The organism is Mesorhizobium sp. M0139 (genome assembly GCF_040322455.1).
Taxonomy (GTDB): Bacteria; Pseudomonadota; Alphaproteobacteria; order Rhizobiales; family Rhizobiaceae; genus Mesorhizobium.
In genome coordinates this window covers 68452-89266 of record NZ_JAMYTN010000001.1, presented here as the reverse complement: position 1 = coordinate 89266, position 20815 = coordinate 68452, and the positions used below count along the sequence as shown (strand labels likewise).

The following is a 20815-nucleotide window of genomic DNA, read 5'->3' as shown; positions in this document are numbered from 1 at the left end:
TTGGCCGTTATCTATGCCGAACGGTCACGGCGGAGTCGCCACGGGCACTGTCGATTTCGCCGGATTGCAGAAGATTTGCCACAGTACGTGGGTTGGGCATGGGCAAGTGCTTCGCGATGCGGGCTTCCGCCCATTCGCGCATAGCCGAGGCGGCGTCGGCTATCGCTTCCGCCGGGTTTGCGCCGGCCCCGTGGCAGCCGGCGAGACCGGGCATCCGCACTCCCCAAACGCCGTCACTGCCATCCAGGATTCCGACATAGCGGATCATTCGGCTCCTTCCGCGTTATTTCGATCGCGCTCGCATCATAGCAGATCATACTCGATGAAGCCCGTCCGTCGCGCGACATGGTCGTAGAGCTTGCGCGCTGTGGCGTTGGTTTCGTGGGTCATCCAATAGACGTTCTTGACGCCGATCTTGTCGGCTTCCTGCTTGACCGCTTCAATGAGGGCCGCACCGATGCCCTTGCCGCGCACATCAGGGTCGGCGAACAGGTCCTGCAGGTAGCAGTTGTTTTTCTCCGACCAGCCGGAGCGGTGATAGAGATAATGGGTCAGGCCGACCGCCTTGCCGTCGAGCGTGGCGATAAACCCCTTCGGTTCGAATTCACCTTCCGTGAACAGTCGTTTCCAGGTGATGTCGTAGACCTCGTCCGGCAGCTTGGTCTCGTAGAAGGTGAGGTAGGCAGTCCACAGCCGCCGCCAGTCGGCATGGTCGGCCAGCGCCAGCGGGCGGACGGTGATCTCGGTCATTTCGGTTCCTCCAAAGCCTTATCGGATTCCGGCGGAATCAGATCGGAAACACCATCGCCTAATCCACCGGCGAATTGTACTCGCGAAATGCGGTCGCCAGCATTTGCAGCGCGTCACGCGCCCGCGGCGCCAGATTGTGCGAATGCAGGACCACTTCGGAGGGGTCAAGCGACGGCAGGCCGAGCTTGCGGCCAACCTCGATCAGGCCGGGCGGAGCGACGCAGTGAGCCAGCGCCGAAACGGCAAAGCCCGCCGATATCGCAATGTTGACGGCCGCGCCGCCGCCGCCGACGAAGGCCTCCTCCCAGGCGATGCCTGCTTTGTCCAGCGCCTCGACCGCCCGCACACGATCCGGACAGTTGCACACGGTGCTTAAGAGCGCGAGGCGCAACGGCGTTCCGCGCTGCCACTCGAAGGAAGGTGCGGCGAACCAGCCATAGTGGTTGCGCGACAAGGTCCGGCCAGGACGGCTGTCGCCTTCGCGGTGCACGATAACCGCGTCGAGCTCGCCGTGATCGAAAGCTTCCTTGAGCACCGTGCTGGTGTCGATCCTCAAACTGAGCGTCAGCGATGGATCGTGCGCATGGAGCTGGGCAATCAGAATGGACAGCGCCGGACCGGCGGCATGATCGACAAAGCCGAGCGCAAGCCGGCACGGTGCTGACGCAAACTCCGCCATGGCGCGCTCGTGCGCGGCAAGGAAGTCGCGCGCAGCGGGGAGGAAGACGGCGCCTCGTGCCGACAGGCTGACGCGGCGCGGCGTTCTTTCGATCAATCGCGCGCCGAGCTTTTCCTCAAGACGGCGCAGCTTGACGCTGATTGTCGCCTGGGTGCTGCCCAGCGCCGTGGCCGCCTGGGTGAAGCTCTGCAGATCGGCCACCATCACAAAGGTTCGTACGGCGTCCACATCAAGACTGATCATCGCAGCACTCCATTGGCCAATCATTCCGTTTTGTCATTTCTGATATAGCCGAGCATAGCCTTTTTTCATGATCAAGTCTCCTCTATCTCAACTTGATCGCGGTTTGAAGAGCGCCTCATGCTCGGATGGAAAGAGATCGATATGCCAATTCAACGAAACACCATCGCGCTCACCGGCGTGTGCTTGGCGTCGCTCTTGTCGGGCTCGAAATCTCCAGCGTGCCGGTGATCCTGCCGAAACTGGAAAGCGTGCTCGCCGCCAATTTCAGGGATTTGCAGTGGATCATGAATGCCTACACCATCGCCTGCACCACAGTGCTGATGGCGACAGGGACATTGGCCGACCGTTTCGGCCGCAAGAGCGTGATGGTGATCACCACCGTCGCCTTCGGCCTCGCCTCGCTGCTGTGCGGCCTGGCGCCGAGTGCGGCGCTGCTGATCGCCGCCCGCTTCCTGCAAGGTCTCGCCGGCGGCGCGATGCTGACCTGCAGCGTCGCCGTGCTGTCGCATCAGTTCCAGGATGGCCGTGAACGCGGCAAGGCTTTTGTTGCCTGGAGCGTCGTCTCAGGCATCGGGCTTGGTTTCGGTCCCGCCATTGGCGGCCTGATCGTGGCGCTGTCGAACTGGCAGTGGGTGTTCCTCATCCACGTGCCGCTGGCGATCCTGGCGCTCGCCTTTATCGGCATCGGTGTCACGCAATCGCGCGATCACAATGCCCAGAAACTCGACTGGGCCGGCATGCTGACGCTGTCGGCTTCTGTGTTCGGCTTCTCCTATCTGATCACGCAGGGTGCGGATCTCGGGACCAGCGCCCGCATCGGCGTGATATCAGCCTCCGTGGCTGCGTTCATCGCTTTCCTTGTCGCCGAGAGGGTCAATCCCTATCCGATGTTCGATTTCTCCGTGTTCCGCATCCGCCAGTTTTCCGGCGCGATCATGGGCGCCATCGGCATGAATTTCAGCTACTGGCCGTTCATCATCTATCTGCCGATCTATTATTCCGGCGTTCTCGGCTACGACAGCACGACGACCGGCCTGCTGTTGCTCGTCTACACGCTGCCGTTCATGGTGATGCCGCCGATCGCCGAGCGCATTCGCGCGCGCTATCAGGCGCGAATTGCCATCCCGCTCGGTCTGCTGACGCTAGGGATCGGTTTCATCGCCATGTGGATCGGCTCCAGGCTCGAGGGCGCCACCTGGCTGACCATGCTGCCGGGCACGCTGATTGCTGGCATCGGCATCGGTCTCACCAATTCGCCGACCACAAACACCACGACCGGCGCGGTATCGCCGGATCGCGCCGGCATGGCGTCCGGCATCGATATCAGCGCACGCCTGATCACGCTTGCCATCAACATCGCGGTGCTCGGCCTGCTGCTGACGCAAGGTATCGTTTCCCACCTGCGGGCCACACTCGGCGCGGCTTTGGAGCCGGATGAGTTGCGGGCACTGGCGGAAAGGGTCGCCACCGGCAATCTGGAGGGCCTTGCGCAGGGGACGCCGAAGCTCGCAGCCCTCGACCCATCCGGCGCCATCGTGCATGCCGCCCTGGTCAACGGTTTCGGCTGGGTCATGCTCTATTGCGGGATCGGCGTTCTCGCCCTGTCGGTCATCGGCTTCGCCATCTTCGGGCCGAAGCGCGTCGCGCCGCAGGAGAGAGGGTTTGCTCCCGCGGAGTAAGCGGCCAAAGCCGCCCGTAGCTGTCAGCCAACCCTCGATCCTCACCCCTGCCGCCTGGCCATGAAAGCAAGGCGCTCAAACAGATGCACGTCCTGCTCGTTCTTGAGCAGCGCGCCGTGCAGTTTCGGCAGCGCGTTCTTGGGGTCGGCGCGCAGATCCTCGGGTGCGATGTCGTCGGCGACCAGCAGGCGGATCCAGTCGAGCGCCTCGGAGGTCGACGGCTTCTTCTTCAACCCCTGCACATCGCGGATCTCGTAGAACTGGGTCAGGGCAGCACGCACCAAATTCTGCTTTATGCCGGGATAGTGCACGTCGACGATTTTGTGCAGCGTGTCGACATCGGGAAAGCGGATGTAGTGGAAGAAGCACCGGCGCAGGAAGGCGTCGGGCAGTTCCTTCTCATTGTTGGAAGTGATGATGACGATGGGGCGCACAGCGGCGCGGATCGTTTCGCCGGTTTCGTAGACGAAGAACTCCATCCGATCGAGTTCCTGCAGCAGGTCGTTGGGGAATTCGATGTCGGCCTTGTCGATCTCGTCGATCAACAGCACGACCTTCTTACCGGCCGCGAAGGCGTGCCAGAGCTTGCCGCGCTTGATGTAGTTTTTGATGTCGTTGAACCTGGCATCGCCGAGCTGGCTGTCGCGCAGCCGCGAGACGGCATCATATTCATACAGTCCCTGCTGCGCACGGGTGGTCGACTTGACGTGCCATTCGATCAGGTCGAGGCCGAGCGCCGATGCCACCTGGCGGGCAAGCTCGGTCTTGCCGGTGCCCGGCTCGCCCTTGACCAGCAATGGCCGCTCCAGCGCGATCGCGGCGTTCACCGCCACCATCAGATCCTTGTCGGCGACATAGGCCGCCGTGCCTTCGAAACGCATACTTGCTCCTCGGTTGGTCAGCGCGAGCGTAAGGACGCTGCTTGACCTGTGCAAGGGCGAGCCGGCTGCGACCAAAGCGTGTGAGATCGAAATGGAAACATCGGCTCATGTCACTAGCGCTTGACCGACCAGCCGCCTATATTGGGCTTGGCGGTCTGCGCTTCCCGGCAGGAGAACATTTTCCCCGGGGCCTTAACGATCCTTAGGGAGCTGTCCCTGGGAAGACCCGTGGGTTTTCTCATACGGCGCCCACCTACTTTGTAGGTTCCCGGGATCGCTCTCTCCACCGGTTGTGTGGATCGTCACTTACCTGTATCCGCCCAGTTTGGCGGATGATGTGGTAGAAAACGTCGCTCATGAAACGTCACCCAGATCCGACCTTTTCTATCGTCCGCGGATGACATCTCCCAAAGCCCTGAAAAAGCAGCTGCGCCTCGAGGCACTCGGCCGCCGCGATGCGCTCGATCCGCTGTGGCGGGTGGAGATCGCGCTTGAGATGGCCGAGACGGCGCGCGACCACCTCGCCATCGAGCCGGGTCAGATCGTTTCAGCTTTCTGGCCGATGCGATCGGAAGTCGACATCAGGCCACTGATGTTCGCCTTGCGCGAGAAGGGGGCCAGGCTTTGCCTGCCGGCCATCCTCGACAAGACCACCATCGTCTTTCGCGAACTGGTGCGCGGCGCGCCGATGGTCGAGATGGGTTTTGGCACGGTCGGTCCGCATGCGGAGGCCGAGGTTCTCGATCCCGCGGTGATGCTGGTGCCGCTCGCGGCCTTCGACAGCCGCGGTCATCGCATCGGGTATGGCGCCGGCTATTACGACCGCGCCATCGCCAGGCTGATCGACAAGGGCCAGCCGCCACGACTGATCGGCATCGCTTTCGATTGCCAGGAGGTGGGTCTCGTGCCGGATGAGGCGCACGACGTCATCATCCCGGAAATACTGACCGAGAGCGGTTTGCGCCGCTTCGACATCGCTTAAAAGACCGCGATCCCGCTTAACGCGTTTCCAAGACGTGCCGGATAGTATTCCGGCAACACAGTCCGAGCCGATGGCGGCCATCATGTTTGTCTTCGCACGCTTCCTGCTGATGCCGTTCGTCCTCATCGCGGTAACGCTGTTCGCGATGGCATTGCACATTTCCGGAACGGCCCTGCACCAACAGTTCGCCTGGCATCAGACGGTTGCCACTGTGACGGATGTCAGTTCCTACAGCGAAGCCCAGGGTAATGGCCTCACCGCGAAAGGCATCAACGTCGCTGTCACCTATGTCGCGAACGATGCACCGATGACGTGGTCCGGCAAGGGAAAGGACATCGGCCTCTACACGGCGTCCAAAGGCGACGCGGTGGAGTTGTATTACAACCCTGCCAATCCATCGATCCTCGATACCGCGGCGATGAAGGGCTGGCGCGGCGGGCTGTTGCTCCTGGCCGCTACTGGTGGGTTCACTGTTTTCTACGTCTGGTTCTTCTGGCTGCGCGGACGCGCCGCACCGCCGGCGTCACCGATGATGCCTTCGGCAGTTCGCGTTGCGGGCGCGAGCGCCAAGCCGCCTCAACAGCAGCGTGGTACTTTCGGCCGGCGTTAGCGCCAATCGCCCGGGTAGCGCTTGCCTAGCGTCCGTGCCTCTGGATAGAAGTGGGCATGAGACTTCTCTTCCTCGGCGACATGGTGGGCAAATCGGGACGTACGGCGGTGTGGGAACAACTGCCCAGCCTGATCTCGGATTTCAAACTCGACTTCGTCATCGTCAATGGCGAGAACGCCGCCGGCGGCTTCGGCATCACCGAAGACATTTTTCGCGACACCATCGCCGCCGGTGCCGATGTCGTCACCACCGGCAACCATGTCTGGGACCAGCGCGACGCACTGGTCTTCGCGCCGCGCGAGGAGCGCTTTTTGCGCCCGTCCAACTTCCCCAAGGGAACGCCGGGGCGCGGTTCCGGCGTCTATATCGCCAAAAACGGCGCGCGCGTGCTGGTCGCCAACATTATGGGCCGGGTGTTCATGCATCCCGAGCTCGACGATCCGTTCCAGGCCGGCGAGCGCGAGCTGGCCGCCTGTCCGCTGGGCGAGCAGGCCGATGCCGTGGTCATCGACTTCCATGCCGAAGCGACCTCGGAGAAAATGTGCTTCGCGCATTTCGTCGACGGCCGCGCCAGCCTCGTCATCGGCACCCATACGCACCAGCCGACGGCCGACCACCAGATCCTCAATGGCGGCACCGGCTACATGTCCGATGCCGGCATGTGCGGAGACTATGATTCCTCGCTCGGCATGGACAAGGAAGAGCCGCTCAACCGCTTCCTGTCGAAAGTTCCGAAAGGCCGCTTCGAGGCGGCCACCGGACCGGCGACATTGTGCGGCGTCGGCGTCGACATTTCCGACCGGACGGGCTTGGCCGAAAAGATCGCGCCGTTTCGTCGCGGGCCGCGGCTTGAAGAAACCGCGCCATCGTTCTGGTCGTGACATTGATATGGTGGAATATAGTACCTAATTGGCGACGAAACTGCTCTAGATCGTAGAGGGGACGACCTCCATGCAGCTCGTTGAGTTCCTGGCGCCGCATTTTCAATTTGTTTCCGATCCAACCGCGTGGGTCGCTTTGCTGACGCTGATCGTGCTTGAGGTCGTGCTCGGCATCGATAATCTGATCTTCATCTCGATCCTGACCAACAAATTGCCGGAAGCGCAGCGCGCCCGCGCCCGGCGTCTCGGCATCTCGGCGGCGCTGATCATGCGGCTGGTGCTGCTCGCAACCATCTCCATCATCGTGCAGCTGACGACGCCGGTGTTCACAGCGTTCGGCCATGGCTTTTCCTGGCGCGACCTGATCCTGATTGCCGGCGGCCTGTTCCTGGTCTGGAAGGCGACCAAGGAAATCCACCACACCGTCGATCCCGACGACCACAAGGATACGATGATGGGCGAGACGCTGCAGATCTCGCTTGCCGGCGCCATCTTCCAGATCCTGCTGCTCGATCTCGTCTTTTCGATCGATTCGATCATCACCGCCGTCGGCATGACCGACGAGATTGCCATCATGTACATCGCCGTGATCGTGGCGGTGAGCGTGATGATGCTGGCGGCCGGGCCGCTGGCCAACTTCATCGCCAAGAACCCAAGCATCGTCATGCTGGCGCTGGGCTTCCTGCTGATGATCGGCATGACGCTGATCGCCGACGGCATGGGCTATCATGTGCCGAAGGGCTACATCTACGCCGCCATGGGTTTTTCCGCCTTGGTCGAGGGCCTGAACATGCTGGCGCGGCGGCGCAAGAAATCCGGCGGCGGGCATTGAGGCTGGTGCCGCAGGGGCGGCCCTAGCGCCCCGGCATGCCGTTTGGGTAGCGGTCGCCGATCAGGCCAAGCGACAGGCCCTGTTCCAGCCATGCCTTTGCGCCGGCAAGAACCAGTGCGAAGCCGTTGGTCGAGCCGACCGCCTGCTTGACCTGCTCGTCGGCGGTGCCGGCGAAGCCGAAATTGCTGACCTCAAGAAAGGTCGCACCGTCAGGCGTTTCGGCGCCGGGCATCTCCGTGAATGTCCAGACCACAGTGGTCGGCGGATCGCTCCATTGCATGACGATCTTCTTGTTCTCGACGATCTCGCTGACATTGACCATCGCCGAGGCGCCGTACATGCGCCACTCCCAGCGAACCTCTTTGCGGCTATCCAGCCGGCCGCTACTGTGGGTAAACCAGAATTTCGTGGTGATGGCCGGGTCGACGATCGCCTCGAAGACATCGGCGACCGGCCGCCTGATCAGCATGCCGGCTTCGGCAGTCGGCGTTTTGTGAATTTCCATCGATGCTCCTTCCTTGTCCGGTTTGCGCTCACCATGCGTCAGGCTCGCGCACCATGTGAACGATGCTGGCCGGGTTGGCGATCCAGAAGCCGCGAAAGCCTTCGCCCAGGGGCTCGACCGTCGCAACGGACGACGCCGGCCTTGGCGAGATGATCCGCAATGGCTGCAGAATCGTCGGTGAAAAGCTCAAGCCAGACTTCGGCTTGGCTCAGCATCGGCGCCTCGTCGATCCACAGACGGTTTGGGCCAAGCTCGAAGCCGATGGCTGGCGTCTTGGCGGTAAATGGCTTCAAGCCGACGACATCACGATAGAAGGCGATCGTCGCCTCGTATTGATGCGGGGGCACTTTCATGGCGATGTTGATGCCGCCGGTCATTTTCGCGGTCATTGCGGGGCTCCGTTGCGCTGTTCATCTGTTTGTCTCGTTGGCCGGCTCGCCCCTCATCTCGCCGCGGTAGTAGCCGTCGCGCAGATTGATGCCGTATTCGACATAGGCCTTCATGCAGGCCAGCATCTGCGACCAGCCCTCGCAATTGAGGTAGGATTTCTGCAGGCCGACCACGCCTTCCGGCCAGCCGGATTCAGCAATGGTCACAAGGGTGCCGCCATCGTCCAGCGGCTCGAAGTTCATCTCGATGCGTGTCTTGTAGGCGGGCTTGCCTTCGGCATCGGTGGCATCCCAGCGCAGCACGATATGGCGGTCCTTGATCACCTCATCGACTTCGACGGGCACCTTGCCCCACCAGACCACCCCGGTGCCGGCCTTCAGCGGCGCGCTGGCGCCGCCGATGGTGGTGAAATAGCCACTCAGCTTTTTGGGATTGACGACGGCGTCGAAGACTTCGGCGACCGGTTTGCCGATGCGCCCGGAAACTCTGAATCCAAGAGACATATCCACAGCTCCTTCCTTGATTGGCTCGACGATATGTTATAAAAACATAACATGTCAAGCCAAACCGCAGACGATCACGTTTTCAAGGCGTTGGCGCATCCGCGCCGTCGCGAATTGCTGGATCGGCTGAAGGATGCGCCGCAGACGACCGGCATGTTGTGCGAGGCGTTTCCCGACATCGATCGCTGCACCGTCATGCTGCATCTCAAGGTGCTGGAAGAAGCCGAACTGGTGGTGGCAAAGCGCGAAGGGCGCGAGCGCTGGAACCATCTCAACGCGCTGCCGATCAAGCATATTCATGACCGCTGGATCAGCCAGTATGCCGGCCATGCGCTCAGCATTATCGACCGGCTGAAATCCGGTCTGGAGGGCTGAACCGGCGCGGCTGGACGAATTGAGCCGATTTATCTATAAGCCGGCCATTCCGACAGAGAACGCCGTGCATCCATCGCGTTGCACCTTGGACGGCTCTGAAAATTTGAATTCGAGTACCCGGGAGGTGAGACCACCTCGCTTCGGGATGCTCTAGCCGAAGACGACAGGGGTGCCATGGCTGGCCATTCACAGTTCAAGAACATCATGCACCGCAAGGGCCGGCAGGACGCGGTGCGGTCAAAAATGTTTTCCAAGCTGGCGCGCGAAATCACCGTCGCCGCCAAGAGCGGAACACCGGATCCGTCGATGAACCCGCGTTTGCGCCTGGCCATCCAGAACGCCAAGGCGGTGTCGATGCCGAAGGACAACATCCAGCGCGCCATCAACAAGGCATCGATGGGCGATGCCGAGAATTACGAAGCGGTGCGCTATGAAGGCTATGGGCCAGGCGGCGTGGCGCTGATCGTCGAGGCGCTGACCGACAACCGCAACCGCTCGGCCTCGAACGTGCGCGCCGCCTTCACCAAAGCCGGCGGTGCGCTTGGTGAAACCGGCTCGGTGTCGTTCATGTGGAACCGCGCCGGCGAGATTTACTATCCGGCCTCCGCCGGCAGCGCCGACAAGGTGATGGACGCGGCGATCGAGGCCGGCGCCGATGACGTCGAGTCCGACGAGGAAGGCCACACCATCTACTGTGCGTTCGAGAGTATGGGCGAAGTGTCTAAGGCGCTGGAAGCCTCGCTTGGCGAGGCCGAATCGGTGAAGCCGATCTGGCAGCCGCAGAACAATGTCCCGGTCGACGAAGAGCGGGCGCAATCGCTGATGAAACTGGTGGCAACGCTCGAGGACGATGACGACGTGCAGAGCGTCTACGCCAATTTCGAGGTCGACGACGAGACCATGGCCAAGCTCAGCGCGGCGTAGGTCCGTGCAATACAGTCGGATGCGAATATTGCTGTATGACGGCGGCCTGCCTATAGATTAGTCAGTTATCAGGGGGGCCGATGACCGAGTATAAAGAGGCAAGTTTTGCCGATGCGGTGGCCTGGCCTCGCCGGCCCGGCATATGGCGACGGTTTCTCGCTGCACTCATCGACTACCTTGTAATCCTGATCGCCCTCTATTTGCTCGTAGGGGCTCTATTTCTGCTGACCAACGGTGGCGTAAAAGGCAGCTTTTGGCTGAACTGGAAACTATGCCAGGAGGGTACGGTTCACGGTGCCCCGACACTTGCCCGTTATGATTGGCAGGTGTGTAGAACATCAGTACTCGGTTTGCCGGTCGCCATATGGAGCGTGGGTACGGCGCCGGGCTCAAAGCCTGGAGAAACCTCCTCCATCTCGATCGATCTGGATTCGCAAGGGAATTTCAGGCCTGCAGCATTGGACCTGGGTTTCCTCGAGCTGATCGCTCTGGCGTCTTATCTCCTCATTATGGAGTTGAAGTCCGGCCAATCAATCGGCAAGCGGCTCACGGAGCTCACTGTACATGATGAGGACGACAGACATAGGGTCGGCCTGCCGGCGAGAAAGGCTGTTCGGCGGCAACTTATCAAGTTTCTCGGCGCATTACCGATCGTCCTGACGGGAAGCTGGTATGCTTTTCAGGCTTGGGGCACCGCTCCCGGTGGCGTGCAGGATTACTCCAGCCTGGAAATAGTGGTTGCATCCGCTGCCCTCGTTTTGGTGCTGATCTGGCCGGTCTGGATTGCGATATCCATAGCTCTGGGCGACGACCCGATACACGATCGATTCGCAAATACCACGGTGCGCATACAGGAGGCCCAGACATGAGTGTGCCGGAGAGGCCCCGCGTGGTCATCACCTATTGCACGCAGTGCCAGTGGCTGTTGCGGGCCGGCTGGATGGCGCAGGAACTGCTCTCCACCTTCGGCACGGATCTTGGTGAAGTGACGCTGGTGCCGGGCACAGGCGGCATCTTCACCGTTTCCTGCAACGATGTGCTGGTCTGGGACCGCAAGCGCGACGGCGGCTTTCCCGATGCCGCCAAGCTCAAGCAGCTGGTGCGCGACGTCATCGATCCGGGCCGCGATCTCGGTCATTCCGACCGCAAGGGTCACACGCAAAAGGACCCCGCTTGAGGCGAGGTCCTTGCGTTTGCGAAGTGTCATTTTTCAGAGCAATGCGAAGATGAAGCAGGCCATCGACACGATGGCGGTGATGGTGCGGACGTGGTTCCACATCACCCATTGATTCAGATGGTTCGCCCACACGGCTGCGCCATTGGCGCTGGCCGGGTCGACGGCGGCGAGCGCATCGTTGAGCGGCAAATTGAAGACCATGGTCACGATCGTGTTGCCGATCAAATAGATCACGGCGCCGGCAAGCAGCCAGTATGAGCCGGACTGGCTCCACCCCATGAGAACGGCGGCGATAAGCACCAGACAGAGCAGGCCGGTGCCGAACAGCGCCGTCATGAAGGTGGGCGTGATCACCGTGATGTTGATCGAATTCATCGCTGCGATGCCTTGGGGGACCGGCAGCCGGGCAAGCGCCGCCATGATAAAGTTGGAAAAGGCGAAGAACACGCCGCCGACGACGCCCGAGCCGATGGCGGCGATGATGGTGAGGGTGGGAAGAAGCTTGATCATCTCAGTTGCTCCAGATGCCGGTTGCAGCGGTTTCATTTGCGTAGGCGGAAAAGTCTTTCGGCGCGCGGCCGAGCACACGCTGGACGCCGTCGGTCAGCGTCTCGTTGCGGCCGTCAAGCACTTCGGTGAACAGCTCGTTGAGCAGCCAGGCGATTTCGGGCGGCAGTTCGTATGCCGCCGTCGCGGCGGTGAATTCGTCATGCGAGATCTTGATATAGCGGATGTCGCGGCCGGTCGCCTTGGCGATCTCGGCAACCGCGTCGGCGAAGCTTAGCAGCCGCGGCCCGGTCAACTCATAGAGCTGGCCGACATGACCCGGTTCGGTCAGCGCAACGAAGGCAGCATCGGCGATGTCGTCGACATCGACGAAGGGCTCGCCAACAGGGCCGACAGGCAAAGCCACTTCGCCTTGCCGCAAGGACTCGACGAGAAAACCTTCGCTGAAATTCTGCGAAAACCAAGCGCAACGCAGGATCGTCCAGTCAGCGCCCGAGGCTTTGACCATCTCTTCGGCGCGCTGGGCTTCGGTCTCGCCGCGGCCGGAGAGCAGCACCATGCGGGTGACGCCATTTGCCACCGCAAGCCTGGCGAAGGCGCCGACGGTCTCGGCGGCGCCCGGCACGGCGATGTCGGGATAGTAACTGATGTAGACGGCGCCCACGCCCTGCATCGCAGGCTCCCAGGTCGCCGGAACCTCCCAGTCGAAGCGGGGGCTGCCGGAACGCGAGCCGATGCGCACGGGAATGCCCTGTGAGGTCAGCCGCTCGGCGAGGCGACGGCCGGTCTTGCCAGTGCCACCGAGGATCAGGACTGGTTTGGTGTTAGTCATTGGGGTTTTCCTTTGTTTGCAAATGTGAGTAATCCTCACATTTGCAAAACGTGATAAACCCTCGTATTTTGCGAGTCAAGCCGTTTGTTGGCAGATTTTGTCGAGACCGGAGGCCGTCATGGAAGACACAGCAACGCCCGCATCTGCCCAGGAGCAGGTCGCATCGCCGCGACGGGCGCCCACCCAGCAGCGCAGCCGCGAGCGGGTCGAGCGCATGCTGGCCGCAGCCTCGGCGCTGATTGCCGAGCAAGGCAGCGACGCCATGCGCATGGGCGAGGTGGCGGAACGGGCCGCGGTGTCGATCGGCTCGCTCTACCAGTTCTTTCCCGACAAGCGGGCGATCGTCTGGGCGCTGGCCGAGCGCTACACCGCCGAAAGCCAGGCCTGCATCTCCTCGGCGCTCAAGGATGTCGTCGACGCCGAGGGCCTGCGGCAGGCGTTTTCGGAGCTGGTGGATATCTACTATCAGCTGTTCCTGGCCGAGCCGGTGATGCGCGACATCTGGTCGGGCACGCAGGCCGACAAGGCGCTGCGCCAGCTCGAACTCGCCGACAGCCGGGCGAATGCCGAATTCCTGACCATGGTGCTGAAGCGGCTGCATCCCGGCGCCGATCCGGTGGCGCTGGAGACCACAGCGTTTCTGGTCTGGCAGATGGGCGAGGCTGCCGTGCGGCTGGCGATCTCGGTCGACCGGCAGGAGGGCGACAGGCTGGTCGCCGCCTACAAGCGCATGGCGCTGCGGGAATTGGTGGACGGGTAGGCTCGCACCACTCTGGGAAGGGTCGCTTCGAAGCAGCAGGGTGGAGGCGTCGGACCGCACCCGACCCTGGGCGACCTCCCCACAAGCGGGAGGTATCGGCGCGTTAGCTCGAAGCGACTGACTTTGGCGGCAACAAAAAAACCCGCCACAAAGGCGGGTTCTTGATTCAGCGATACAGGTAAACTTTAGAGGCCGAAGCCTTCGAAGCGCTTCTTGAACTTCGACAGGCGGCCGCCGCGGTCGAGCAGGGTCTGCTGGCCGCCGGTCCAGGCCGGGTGCGTGGTCGGATCGATATCGAGGTTCATCGTATCGCCTTCCTTGCCCCAGGTCGAACGGGTCGAGTATTCGGTGCCATCGGTCATGACGACCTTGATGGTGTGGTAGTCGGGATGGATATCGGCCTTCATTGTCGTGCTTCCTGGCTTGCGGCGCTACAGACGGGCCCGCGGCCTGCGTCGATGCGCCCCTTTTTAAAACTCGAAGCCGCAGCTATTGAAAAGCCACGGCTTCTAAAACGGTCGGCGAGCCTATACATCAGCCGGAATTGAATCACAAGGCCACGGCAGGCGCATATTGAACGCGCCCACCTGGAGCGGCCAGAGGAAACGGTCATGGCGGACATCAGCGGCGAGCAAGACGGGCGCAGGCGCTCGCTCGGGCCGCTCAGGCGCCTATATCCCTACATATTCCGCTACCGCAAACTGGTCATAGGCGCCCTCATTTCGCTCGCCATCGCCGCGGCGACGACGCTGGCGCTGCCGCTGGCCGTGCGGCGCATGATCGACCACGGTTTCAGTGCTTCCGGCACCGTCTTCATCGCCGAATATTTCGCCGCTTTGGTTGCGATGGCAGCCATTCTGGCGGCGGCGTCGGCCGGACGCTACTACTTCGTCATCACGCTCGGCGAGCGGGTCGTCGCCGACATCCGCAGCGACGTGTTTTCGCATGTCACGACGCTTTCGCCGTCCTTCTTCGACACCGCGCAATCGGGCGAGATCGTCTCGCGGCTTGCCGCCGACACCACGCAGGTGAAATCCGCGGTCGGCGCCACCGCCTCCGTGGCGTTGCGCAACGTCATCCTCGGCCTTGGCGCGGTGGCGATGATGGTCGTCACCAGCCCGAAACTGTCGGGCCTGGTGATCGCGGCCATTCCGCTCATCGTGCTGCCGCTGGTCGCGTTCGGCCGTTCGGTGAGGCGCCGGTCACGGCAGGCGCAGGACACGCTGGCGCAAGCGACCGCCTATGCCAGCGAGCAGATCGGCGCGGTGCGTACGTTGCAGGCGTTCACCAACGAGACGCTGGTCACCGGGCGGTTCTCGGCCGCGGTGGAAGCCGCCTTCCAGGCGGCGCGCTCGTCGATCTTCTCCCGCTCGCTGCTCACCTTCTTTGCCATCTTCATGATCTTTTCCTCGGTCGTGGCGGTGTTGTGGTTCGGCTCGCGTGACGTGCTTGCCGGCACGATGTCGCCCGGCACGCTCGGCCAGTTCCTGCTTTACTCCGTGTTTGCCGCAGGCGCGCTGGGCGCACTGTCGGAAGTCTGGGGCGAGCTTGCCCAGGCGGCGGGTGCGGCCGAAAGGCTGACCGAGATACTCGACGAGACGCCGGCGATTCAACCGCCGGCCAATCCGCTGCCGCTGCCCGCCAAGGCGACAGGCGCGATCAGTTTCGACGACGTCTCCTTCTCCTACCCGGCAAGGCCGGACCGTGCCGCCGTCCACGGCTTGAGTTTTCAGGTCAAGCCCGGCGAGACGGTGGCGATCGTCGGCCCGTCGGGCGCCGGAAAGAGCACCGTCTTTTCGCTGATCCTGCGCTTCTACGATCCCGAAACTGGCCGCATCGCCATTGACGGCGTCGACGTGCGCGAAGCCGATCCGGCTGAAGTGCGGGAGCGCATTGCGATCGTGCCGCAGGATGTCACCATCTTTGCGGCAAGCGCGCGCGACAATATCGGCTTTGGCCGGCCGGGCGCGACGAATGCCGAGATCGAGGCCGCCGCCAGGGACGCGCTGGCCGACGAGTTCATCCTCAGGCTCGACAAGGGCTACGACAGCCAGGTCGGCGAGCGCGGTGTGACCTTGTCCGGCGGCCAGCGCCAGCGCGTGGCGATCGCCCGCGCCATCCTGCGCGACGCGCCGATCCTGCTGCTCGACGAGGCCACGTCGGCGCTCGACGCCGAAAGCGAAACGCTGGTGCAGACGGCGCTGGAACGGCTGATGCAGGGCCGCACCACCATCGTCATCGCCCACCGGCTGGCGACCGTGCTGAAGGCCGACCGCATCCTGGTCATGGATGGCGGCCGCATCGTCGAGGAAGGCACGCACCAGAGCCTGGTCGCCAAGGGCGGAATCTATGCAAGGCTGGCCAAGCTGCAGTTCGAAACCGGAGCAAGCGCCTTCAGGGGTGCCGCGGAGTAGCAACCCGCAATCAGGCGGGACCATACCGCTTGCGGAGATGCTCGGTGAAATACGCGGCGTTGAGCTTTTCCCCGGTGGCGCGCTCAAGCAGTTCGGGCGTCGACCAGCGGGATCCCTGCGACCAGATATTGTCGCGGCGCCAGTCATTGATGGCGGCGAAATTGCCCTTGGCGAGGTCGCTGTCGGCTGAAGGATGGTCGCGCGTCAGCGCAGCCCATTGCTGCGCCGCCATCATAGCGCCCAGCGTATAGGACGGGAAATAGCCGAAGGCGGCGCCTGGCCAATGCACGTCCTGCATCGGTCCGTCGGCTGGGTTGTCGATGGTCGAAAGGCCAAGATACTCCCGCATCTTGGCGTCCCAGGCTTCGGGCAGGTCGGCCGCCTGCAGCCGCCCCGAGACCACCTCCTGCTCCAACTCGTAGCGCAGGATGACATGCAGCGGGTAGGTGACCTCGTCGGCGTCGACGCGGATCAGGCCGCGCTCGACCCGGTGCACATGCGGCAGGATGTCGTCGAGCGACCAGGCTTCGCCGAGATGCTTTTCGACCACGGGCAGCGCCCAGCGCCAGAATTCGGGGTTGCGGCCGACCTGTTTCTCGACGAACAGACTCTGGCTTTCATGCACCGCCATGCCGCGCGCCTTGCCGAGCGGCCAGTGCGCCCAGGCCTTCGGCAGGTTCTGCTCGTAGAGCGCGTGGCCGGTCTCGTGCAGCACGCCCATCAAAGCCGACAGGAAATCGGACGTTTTGTAGCGGGTGGTGATGCGAACGTCGCTCGGCACCCCGCCGCAGAAGGGATGGTGCGATACCGACAGAGAACCATGGGTGAGGTCGAAGCCGACCGAAGCCATCATGGCGAGACCAAGCTCGCGCTGTTTGTCGATCGCATAGCTGCCGGAGAGCGGCTTCAGCGGGCGCTTGGCCAGTCGCGCTTCCTGTACGGCCAGCGCTTCCGGCACGAAGCCCTTCAGGAATGTCTTCAGCTCGGTGAAGACCGGCGTGATGTCGGCGGCGCGGTTGCCAGGATCGTATTGCTCCATCAGTGCGTCGTAGGGATCGAGGCCGAGCGCGTCGGCGCGCAGGGCGGCTTCCTCGCGCACCAGCGCGATGACACCTTCGAGCGCCGGCAGGAATCCGGCCCAGTCATTCTTGCCGCGCAGGTCGCGCCAGAGCTGCTCGGAGCGCATACGCGCCACCGTCTGGCGCTCGACGAATTCGACCGGCAGGCAGGTCAGGTTGGTGTATTGGCGACGCAGTTCGCGGACCGCCGCCTGCTGCTCCTCGTTCAGCGCCTCCTGTTCGGCGGCGGCGAGCCAGTCGGCGATCTCCGGCGCGGTAGCCCTGATATGCAGCATCCCGGCCAGGGACGACATGGCTTCGGCGCGCTTCTCGCCGCCGCCGACGGCCATGTGGGTCGCCTCGTCGGCGCCGAGGATAGCGAGCGCATGTTCCAGCGCTTCGAGCTTGTGGCCGAGATCATCGAGCTTCTGAAAAGACATGGCAGGTTCCGCGTTTTGGACCGCGGGAAAAGATACCAACGCGCCAGGATTGGCAACCCTCAAAGGTGGCTTTCGCCGATGCAGCTTGCGCCGATGAGCTTGTGCGTGGAATGCTGGCTGGCGGTGGAACACCGCCATGCAGGGGAGACTAAGATGATCGGCAATATCCTGGTCGGGCTGGTGGCCCTGATCCACCTCTACATCGTCTATCTGGAGATGGTGGCGTGGGACACACCGCGCGGGCACAGGGCGTTCAACCTCAAGCCGGACTTCGCCAGCGCATCGAAGGTGCTCGCCGCCAATCAGGGGCTCTACAACGGCTTCCTTGCCGCCGGGCTGATCTGGGGCCTCTATCTCGGCGCAGCCGGATTCCAGATCAAGGTGTTCTTCCTGCTTTGCATCGCCGTCGCCGGCCTCTATGGCGCGGCGACTGCCAGCCGGAAGATCCTCTATATTCAGACCGTGCCGGCGGTGCTGGCCCTCGCTGCGCTGTGGCTGGGCTGGTGACAAAAAAGACGCCCTCGGAGCCAGATCCGGGGGCGTCAGACAGTCCCTTCCTCATTCCTGGAGATATCAGAGCGGATCTCAGCCGTTCGGATAATTTCCGCCGTCGGAGCCATCACCGATCATGAAGCCGCTGCCGGTGTCGGACATCAGCCTCTGATCGACATTGTCGAGGCGGCGCAGCAGATCGTGATATTGCGCGGCCGGGATCCGGCCATGGTCCGAAGCGGCGACCCGTTCGGCGGCCTGGCCGATATGCGCAGCACGCAGATGCAGCCACTGCGCTTCCGAGGTCGAGATGCCCTTCGTCTCGCGCGCATCCGTGATGCCCTGTTCGACGCCCCGCACCTGCTCGATCAGGCCGGTCACGCGCGGACCGGTCATGTCGGTCGGGTCGCTGGCGTCGAGGGCGCCCTTGTGATGTCCGGCGGCATAGGCGCCGGCGAGTGGAACAGTGATCAGAAGTGTCGTGAGGGTTGCGGTCCTGAGAGTCTTCAAAGAGCGCATGATGTGCGTCTCCTCCTGCTATGGAAGGGGCAAGCGCTTTCGCTCCGCCTTCCGGAAGCGGGCCGTCCGGTTCCGTCGCGTCGCGATGGGAGGCATCGCCGGCGGTTCTCGGCCCTGCGCGTCAAAGTAGGAGCCCGGAAACGCGAAGTGTAATTAAAGAAAGATAATGTTTTCAGGCCTTGCCGGCCTGGCGTTGCGCCCTAGAGTTGAGCCGGCAAACAATTTCGCGTGACTGAAAATCACCGTTCGGTGAGCTTCAGTTCAATGCGTCGGTTCTTGTTGCGGGCGTCTTCGGTGTCGGCGGGGTCGAGCGGCTGGAATTCGCCGAAGCCGGCCGCAACCAGCCGGTTGGCGGGCACGCCGTTCTCGATCAGGAACTTGACCACCGAGGTCGAACGCGCCGTCGACAATTCCCAATTGTCGCGATAGCGGCCGGCGCCGGACAGCGGCTTGTTGTCGGTGTGGCCGTCGACGCGCAGCACCCAGTTGATCTCGGGCGGGATTTCCTTTTGCAACTCGATGATGGCGTCGGCGAGCTTCTTCATCTCGACCTTGCCGGCATCGTTGATCACTTCGGAGCCGGTCGGGAACAGAACTTCCGACTGGAAGACGAAGCGGTCGCCGACGATGCGGATGTTCTCGCGATCGGCGAGGATTTCGCGCAGGCGGCCGAAGAAGTCGGAGCGGTACCGGTTCAGTTCCTGCACGCGCTGCGCCAGCGCGACGTTGAGCCGACGGCCGAGATCGGCGATCTTGGTGTTGGAATCGCGGTCGCGCGTTTCGGACACGTTGAGGGCGTCCTCGAGCGCGCCGATCTGCTTGCGCAGTGCCGCGATCTGCTGGTTCAGGATCTCGACCTGGCTCAGCGCCTGCTGGCTGATCTGGCGCTGGCTGTCGAGTTCGCCGCCGAGCTCCGCGGCGCGCTGGTTGGCGGCGTCGCCGGCGCCGGCGCCTTGCGCCAGCAACTGCTCGAGCCGGCTCCTTTCTGCTTCCGCCGCCGACAGCGACGCCTGCAGATTGGCCAGCGAATCGTCCTTGTCCTGCGCGGTCGAACGCTCCAGCGCCAGCAGCTGCGTCAGTTCGTTGATCTGCGAGTTGAGGCGCGTGAGCGCCGTATCCTTGCCGGAGAGTTCGCGGCCGAGCAGGAACTGCGCCAGCACGAAAACGGTAAGCAGGAACATGATGGCGAGCAGCAGCGTCGACAGCGCGTCGACGAAGCCCGGCCAATAGTCGATCCGGCGATCGGTGCGCCGGCCCCTGGCGAGAGCCATGCTAGTGGACCCCGGGTTTCTTCAGCGCGTCGGCGATCTTTTCCAGCGTGTTGCGCATCGCCTTCTGCTCGTCCGACTGGGCCTCGACCCAGTCGCGCATGATCTGCTGCTCGGAGCGCATGTTCTTGACCAGGCCGGAAATGCCGTCGGCGAGATTGGCCATGGCGGTGGCGACGCGCGGATTGGAGCCGCCGCCGCTTTCCTGCATGCTGCGCAGCCGTTCCGACAGGACCCGGATCTCGTCGGAGGATTCAGTCTTGGCCGGGTCGGCGACGGCGATGTCGGAGGAGAGATCGGTGACCGAGGACAGCCAGTTTTCAAGCTCGGTATAGAATCGGGTCTGGGCGCGGCCGGCCTGCAGGTCGAGGAAGCCTAGCACCAGCGACCCGGAAAGACCGAACAGCGAGGACGAAAAGGCCGTGCCCATGCCGGCCAGCGGCGCCGACAGCCCCTGCTTCAGCGAATCGAGCACGGCGGCGGCGTCGCCGGTGCCGGGATCGAGCGATTCGATGGTTTCGCGGATCGAGCCGATGGTGTTGAGCAGGCCCCAGAAGGTGCCGAGCAGACCGAGGAACACCAGCAACCCGACGAGATAGCGCGAGGTGTCGCGGCTTTCGTCGAGGCGGGTGGCGATCGAATCCAGCATGGTGCGCATCGAAGACGTCGAGAAGGCGACCGTCGAGGAGCGGCCGATCATCGCCTTCATCGGCGCCAGCAGCACCGGCTCGGTGGTTTCGGAACCGGCGCGGAAGGAATTGACCCAGCGCACTTCGCGAAACAGTCGTCCGACCTGGGCGAAGGCGAGCAGGATGCCGACCACAAGGACGCCGACGATGAGGCCATTGAGGCCGGGATTGCTCCCGAAAGCGGTCGAGATCTGGCGGGTGAGGATGGCGGCGATGAAGGCGACGATGACCAGGAAGATGACCATGGTCAGGAGGAAGACCTGCGGGCTCGACAGTTTGTGCGGATCGTACATCAGGACATCAGAACGCCTGCCCACGCCGAAGGATCTGAGAAAAGCCATCCGTGCCCCGTTTCCGATGCTCTATTTGCCTTGACGCAATTCCGAACGGGAAGCCGCTCATACTTCCCTGGAACTGCTCCAGTG

At 63.0% G+C, this 20815-nt stretch carries 25 protein-coding genes, 1 other RNA gene and 1 pseudogene; 13 read left to right on the top strand and 14 right to left on the bottom strand.

Going from position 1 to position 20815, the window contains the following annotated elements; translation table 11 throughout:
• Positions 1-7: 7 nt before the first annotated feature.
• Genes NKJ58_RS00465 through NKJ58_RS00455 form a run of 3 tightly spaced genes read right to left on the bottom strand, consistent with a single transcriptional unit; the run spans position 8 to position 1672 of the window.
• Complete coding sequence (locus NKJ58_RS00465; RefSeq protein ID WP_023684143.1) at positions 8-268, bottom strand: type II toxin-antitoxin system HicB family antitoxin; 261 nt, start codon at positions 266-268, stop codon at positions 8-10.
• 35 nt (positions 269-303) lie between these two features.
• The gene (locus NKJ58_RS00460; RefSeq protein WP_023684144.1) at positions 304-750 is read right to left on the bottom strand and encodes a GNAT family N-acetyltransferase; all 447 of its coding nucleotides are present in this window, start codon (positions 748-750) and stop codon (positions 304-306) included.
• A 58-nt stretch (positions 751-808) separates the two neighbouring features.
• Positions 809-1672, bottom strand: a complete 864-nt coding sequence (locus tag NKJ58_RS00455; protein ID WP_023684145.1) for a LysR family transcriptional regulator — start codon at positions 1670-1672, stop codon at positions 809-811.
• A 125-nt stretch (positions 1673-1797) separates the two neighbouring features.
• Here NKJ58_RS00455 and NKJ58_RS00450 point away from each other — a divergent pair, with 125 nt between their 5' ends.
• A complete protein-coding gene (locus tag NKJ58_RS00450; RefSeq protein WP_352852694.1) occupies positions 1798-3351 on the top strand; it encodes an MFS transporter in 1554 nt (517 codons plus the stop codon).
• A gap of 41 nt (positions 3352-3392) precedes the next feature.
• Here the strand turns inward: NKJ58_RS00450 and NKJ58_RS00445 are convergent, their stop codons facing one another.
• A complete protein-coding gene (locus NKJ58_RS00445) occupies positions 3393-4232 on the bottom strand; it encodes an AAA family ATPase (RefSeq protein WP_023684147.1) in 840 nt (279 codons plus the stop codon).
• 149 nt (positions 4233-4381) lie between these two features.
• On the opposite strand from NKJ58_RS00445, the gene ssrS reads away from it, so the two are divergent.
• From ssrS to NKJ58_RS00420, 5 genes are all read left to right on the top strand, one after another.
• Positions 4382-4537: non-coding RNA, 6S RNA (ssrS, locus tag NKJ58_RS00440), on the top strand.
• 92 nt (positions 4538-4629) lie between these two features.
• The gene (locus NKJ58_RS00435; protein ID WP_023832606.1) at positions 4630-5214 is read left to right on the top strand and encodes a 5-formyltetrahydrofolate cyclo-ligase; all 585 of its coding nucleotides are present in this window, start codon (positions 4630-4632) and stop codon (positions 5212-5214) included.
• Positions 5215-5296: 82 nt separating this feature from the next.
• The gene (locus NKJ58_RS00430; RefSeq protein WP_352519116.1) at positions 5297-5824 is read left to right on the top strand and encodes a DUF3592 domain-containing protein; all 528 of its coding nucleotides are present in this window, start codon (positions 5297-5299) and stop codon (positions 5822-5824) included.
• A gap of 56 nt (positions 5825-5880) precedes the next feature.
• On the top strand, positions 5881-6705 hold the full coding sequence (locus tag NKJ58_RS00425; protein WP_023728645.1) for a TIGR00282 family metallophosphoesterase: 825 nt from the start codon (positions 5881-5883) through the stop codon (positions 6703-6705).
• Between the two features lie 70 nt (positions 6706-6775).
• The gene (locus tag NKJ58_RS00420; RefSeq protein ID WP_023744972.1) at positions 6776-7537 is read left to right on the top strand and encodes a TerC family protein; all 762 of its coding nucleotides are present in this window, start codon (positions 6776-6778) and stop codon (positions 7535-7537) included.
• A gap of 22 nt (positions 7538-7559) precedes the next feature.
• On the opposite strand, the gene NKJ58_RS00415 is transcribed toward NKJ58_RS00420, so the two are convergent.
• The 3 genes and pseudogenes from NKJ58_RS00415 to NKJ58_RS00405 form a co-directional block, all read right to left on the bottom strand.
• Positions 7560-8042: an SRPBCC family protein gene (locus tag NKJ58_RS00415; RefSeq protein WP_352519115.1), complete on the bottom strand. Its 483-nt coding sequence runs from the start codon at positions 8040-8042 to the stop codon at positions 7560-7562.
• A gap of 28 nt (positions 8043-8070) precedes the next feature.
• Positions 8071-8431: pseudogene (locus NKJ58_RS00410) on the bottom strand (VOC family protein).
• A gap of 21 nt (positions 8432-8452) precedes the next feature.
• Entirely contained in the window at positions 8453-8935 is a 483-nt protein-coding gene (locus NKJ58_RS00405; RefSeq protein ID WP_023668738.1) for an SRPBCC domain-containing protein, read from the bottom strand.
• Between the two features lie 51 nt (positions 8936-8986).
• Here NKJ58_RS00405 and NKJ58_RS00400 point away from each other — a divergent pair, with 51 nt between their 5' ends.
• The 4 genes from NKJ58_RS00400 (at position 8987) to NKJ58_RS00385 (ending at position 11411) form a co-directional block, all read left to right on the top strand.
• Positions 8987-9310, top strand: coding sequence for an ArsR/SmtB family transcription factor (locus tag NKJ58_RS00400; protein ID WP_027050579.1), 324 nt, complete (start codon positions 8987-8989; stop codon positions 9308-9310).
• Between the two features lie 174 nt (positions 9311-9484).
• Positions 9485-10234, top strand: a complete 750-nt coding sequence (locus NKJ58_RS00395) for a YebC/PmpR family DNA-binding transcriptional regulator (RefSeq protein WP_023668740.1) — start codon at positions 9485-9487, stop codon at positions 10232-10234.
• A gap of 80 nt (positions 10235-10314) precedes the next feature.
• Positions 10315-11103, top strand: a complete 789-nt coding sequence (locus NKJ58_RS00390; RefSeq protein WP_352519114.1) for an RDD family protein — start codon at positions 10315-10317, stop codon at positions 11101-11103.
• On the top strand, positions 11100-11411 hold the full coding sequence (locus tag NKJ58_RS00385; RefSeq protein WP_023668742.1) for an Rdx family protein: 312 nt from the start codon (positions 11100-11102) through the stop codon (positions 11409-11411). Before NKJ58_RS00390 ends, NKJ58_RS00385 begins: the two co-directional genes overlap by 4 nt.
• 33 nt (positions 11412-11444) lie before the next feature.
• Here the strand turns inward: NKJ58_RS00385 and NKJ58_RS00380 are convergent, their stop codons facing one another.
• Both NKJ58_RS00380 and NKJ58_RS00375 read right to left on the bottom strand, forming a co-directional pair.
• On the bottom strand, positions 11445-11921 hold the full coding sequence (locus NKJ58_RS00380; protein WP_352519113.1) for an anthrone oxygenase family protein: 477 nt from the start codon (positions 11919-11921) through the stop codon (positions 11445-11447).
• Position 11922: 1 nt separating this feature from the next.
• Positions 11923-12750 carry an NAD(P)H-binding protein gene (locus tag NKJ58_RS00375; RefSeq protein WP_023806576.1) on the bottom strand — a complete coding sequence of 276 codons (828 nt, stop codon included), beginning with the start codon at positions 12748-12750 and terminating at the stop codon, positions 11923-11925.
• A gap of 118 nt (positions 12751-12868) precedes the next feature.
• Between NKJ58_RS00375 and NKJ58_RS00370 the strand changes: the two genes are divergently transcribed.
• Entirely contained in the window at positions 12869-13510 is a 642-nt protein-coding gene (locus NKJ58_RS00370; RefSeq protein WP_023684159.1) for a TetR/AcrR family transcriptional regulator, read from the top strand.
• A gap of 185 nt (positions 13511-13695) precedes the next feature.
• On the opposite strand, the gene rpmE is transcribed toward NKJ58_RS00370, so the two are convergent.
• Positions 13696-13917: a 50S ribosomal protein L31 gene (gene rpmE, locus NKJ58_RS00365; RefSeq protein WP_023668748.1), complete on the bottom strand. Its 222-nt coding sequence runs from the start codon at positions 13915-13917 to the stop codon at positions 13696-13698.
• A gap of 204 nt (positions 13918-14121) precedes the next feature.
• Between rpmE and NKJ58_RS00360 the strand changes: the two genes are divergently transcribed.
• The gene (locus tag NKJ58_RS00360) at positions 14122-15924 is read left to right on the top strand and encodes an ABC transporter transmembrane domain-containing protein (protein WP_023668749.1); all 1803 of its coding nucleotides are present in this window, start codon (positions 14122-14124) and stop codon (positions 15922-15924) included.
• A 10-nt stretch (positions 15925-15934) separates the two neighbouring features.
• On the opposite strand, the gene NKJ58_RS00355 is transcribed toward NKJ58_RS00360, so the two are convergent.
• Positions 15935-17422: a carboxypeptidase M32 gene (locus NKJ58_RS00355; protein WP_023824266.1), complete on the bottom strand. Its 1488-nt coding sequence runs from the start codon at positions 17420-17422 to the stop codon at positions 15935-15937.
• Between the two features lie 153 nt (positions 17423-17575).
• Here NKJ58_RS00355 and NKJ58_RS00350 point away from each other — a divergent pair, with 153 nt between their 5' ends.
• Positions 17576-17929 (top strand): DUF1304 domain-containing protein, encoded by a 354-nt coding sequence (locus NKJ58_RS00350; RefSeq protein WP_023806573.1) that lies wholly within the window; start codon positions 17576-17578, stop codon positions 17927-17929.
• Between the two features lie 78 nt (positions 17930-18007).
• On the opposite strand, the gene NKJ58_RS00345 is transcribed toward NKJ58_RS00350, so the two are convergent.
• From NKJ58_RS00345 to NKJ58_RS00335, 3 genes are all read right to left on the bottom strand, one after another.
• A complete protein-coding gene (locus tag NKJ58_RS00345) occupies positions 18008-18433 on the bottom strand; it encodes a hypothetical protein (RefSeq protein WP_023688945.1) in 426 nt (141 codons plus the stop codon).
• 239 nt (positions 18434-18672) lie between these two features.
• Positions 18673-19704 carry a peptidoglycan -binding protein gene (locus tag NKJ58_RS00340; protein WP_023716065.1) on the bottom strand — a complete coding sequence of 344 codons (1032 nt, stop codon included), beginning with the start codon at positions 19702-19704 and terminating at the stop codon, positions 18673-18675.
• Position 19705: 1 nt separating this feature from the next.
• Complete coding sequence (locus NKJ58_RS00335; protein ID WP_023668754.1) at positions 19706-20731, bottom strand: MotA/TolQ/ExbB proton channel family protein; 1026 nt, start codon at positions 20729-20731, stop codon at positions 19706-19708.
• Positions 20732-20815 lie beyond the last annotated feature (84 nt).

Coding starts and splice junctions, on each gene's coding strand:
- NKJ58_RS00415 (WP_352519115.1), bottom strand. CDS start 8,042: ATGGAAATTCACAAAACGCCGACTGCCGAAGCCGGCATGCTGATCAGG.
- NKJ58_RS00380 (WP_352519113.1), bottom strand. CDS start 11,921: ATGATCAAGCTTCTTCCCACCCTCACCATCATCGCCGCCATCGGCTCG.
- NKJ58_RS00335 (WP_023668754.1), bottom strand. CDS start 20,731: ATGGCTTTTCTCAGATCCTTCGGCGTGGGCAGGCGTTCTGATGTCCTG.
- NKJ58_RS00340 (WP_023716065.1), bottom strand. CDS start 19,704: ATGGCTCTCGCCAGGGGCCGGCGCACCGATCGCCGGATCGACTATTGG.
- NKJ58_RS00390 (WP_352519114.1), top strand. CDS start 10,315: ATGACCGAGTATAAAGAGGCAAGTTTTGCCGATGCGGTGGCCTGGCCT.
- NKJ58_RS00360 (WP_023668749.1), top strand. CDS start 14,122: ATGGCGGACATCAGCGGCGAGCAAGACGGGCGCAGGCGCTCGCTCGGG.
- NKJ58_RS00420 (WP_023744972.1), top strand. CDS start 6,776: ATGCAGCTCGTTGAGTTCCTGGCGCCGCATTTTCAATTTGTTTCCGAT.
- NKJ58_RS00460 (WP_023684144.1), bottom strand. CDS start 750: ATGACCGAGATCACCGTCCGCCCGCTGGCGCTGGCCGACCATGCCGAC.
- NKJ58_RS00455 (WP_023684145.1), bottom strand. CDS start 1,672: ATGATCAGTCTTGATGTGGACGCCGTACGAACCTTTGTGATGGTGGCC.
- NKJ58_RS00395 (WP_023668740.1), top strand. CDS start 9,485: ATGGCTGGCCATTCACAGTTCAAGAACATCATGCACCGCAAGGGCCGG.
- NKJ58_RS00445 (WP_023684147.1), bottom strand. CDS start 4,232: ATGCGTTTCGAAGGCACGGCGGCCTATGTCGCCGACAAGGATCTGATG.
- NKJ58_RS00385 (WP_023668742.1), top strand. CDS start 11,100: ATGAGTGTGCCGGAGAGGCCCCGCGTGGTCATCACCTATTGCACGCAG.
- NKJ58_RS00435 (WP_023832606.1), top strand. CDS start 4,630: ATGACATCTCCCAAAGCCCTGAAAAAGCAGCTGCGCCTCGAGGCACTC.
- NKJ58_RS00450 (WP_352852694.1), top strand. CDS start 1,798: ATGGAAAGAGATCGATATGCCAATTCAACGAAACACCATCGCGCTCAC.
- NKJ58_RS00370 (WP_023684159.1), top strand. CDS start 12,869: ATGGAAGACACAGCAACGCCCGCATCTGCCCAGGAGCAGGTCGCATCG.
- NKJ58_RS00375 (WP_023806576.1), bottom strand. CDS start 12,750: ATGACTAACACCAAACCAGTCCTGATCCTCGGTGGCACTGGCAAGACC.
- NKJ58_RS00345 (WP_023688945.1), bottom strand. CDS start 18,433: ATGCGCTCTTTGAAGACTCTCAGGACCGCAACCCTCACGACACTTCTG.
- NKJ58_RS00425 (WP_023728645.1), top strand. CDS start 5,881: ATGAGACTTCTCTTCCTCGGCGACATGGTGGGCAAATCGGGACGTACG.
- NKJ58_RS00400 (WP_027050579.1), top strand. CDS start 8,987: ATGTCAAGCCAAACCGCAGACGATCACGTTTTCAAGGCGTTGGCGCAT.
- NKJ58_RS00430 (WP_352519116.1), top strand. CDS start 5,297: ATGTTTGTCTTCGCACGCTTCCTGCTGATGCCGTTCGTCCTCATCGCG.
- NKJ58_RS00350 (WP_023806573.1), top strand. CDS start 17,576: ATGATCGGCAATATCCTGGTCGGGCTGGTGGCCCTGATCCACCTCTAC.
- rpmE (WP_023668748.1), bottom strand. CDS start 13,917: ATGAAGGCCGATATCCATCCCGACTACCACACCATCAAGGTCGTCATG.
- NKJ58_RS00405 (WP_023668738.1), bottom strand. CDS start 8,935: ATGTCTCTTGGATTCAGAGTTTCCGGGCGCATCGGCAAACCGGTCGCC.
- NKJ58_RS00355 (WP_023824266.1), bottom strand. CDS start 17,422: ATGTCTTTTCAGAAGCTCGATGATCTCGGCCACAAGCTCGAAGCGCTG.
- NKJ58_RS00465 (WP_023684143.1), bottom strand. CDS start 268: ATGATCCGCTATGTCGGAATCCTGGATGGCAGTGACGGCGTTTGGGGA.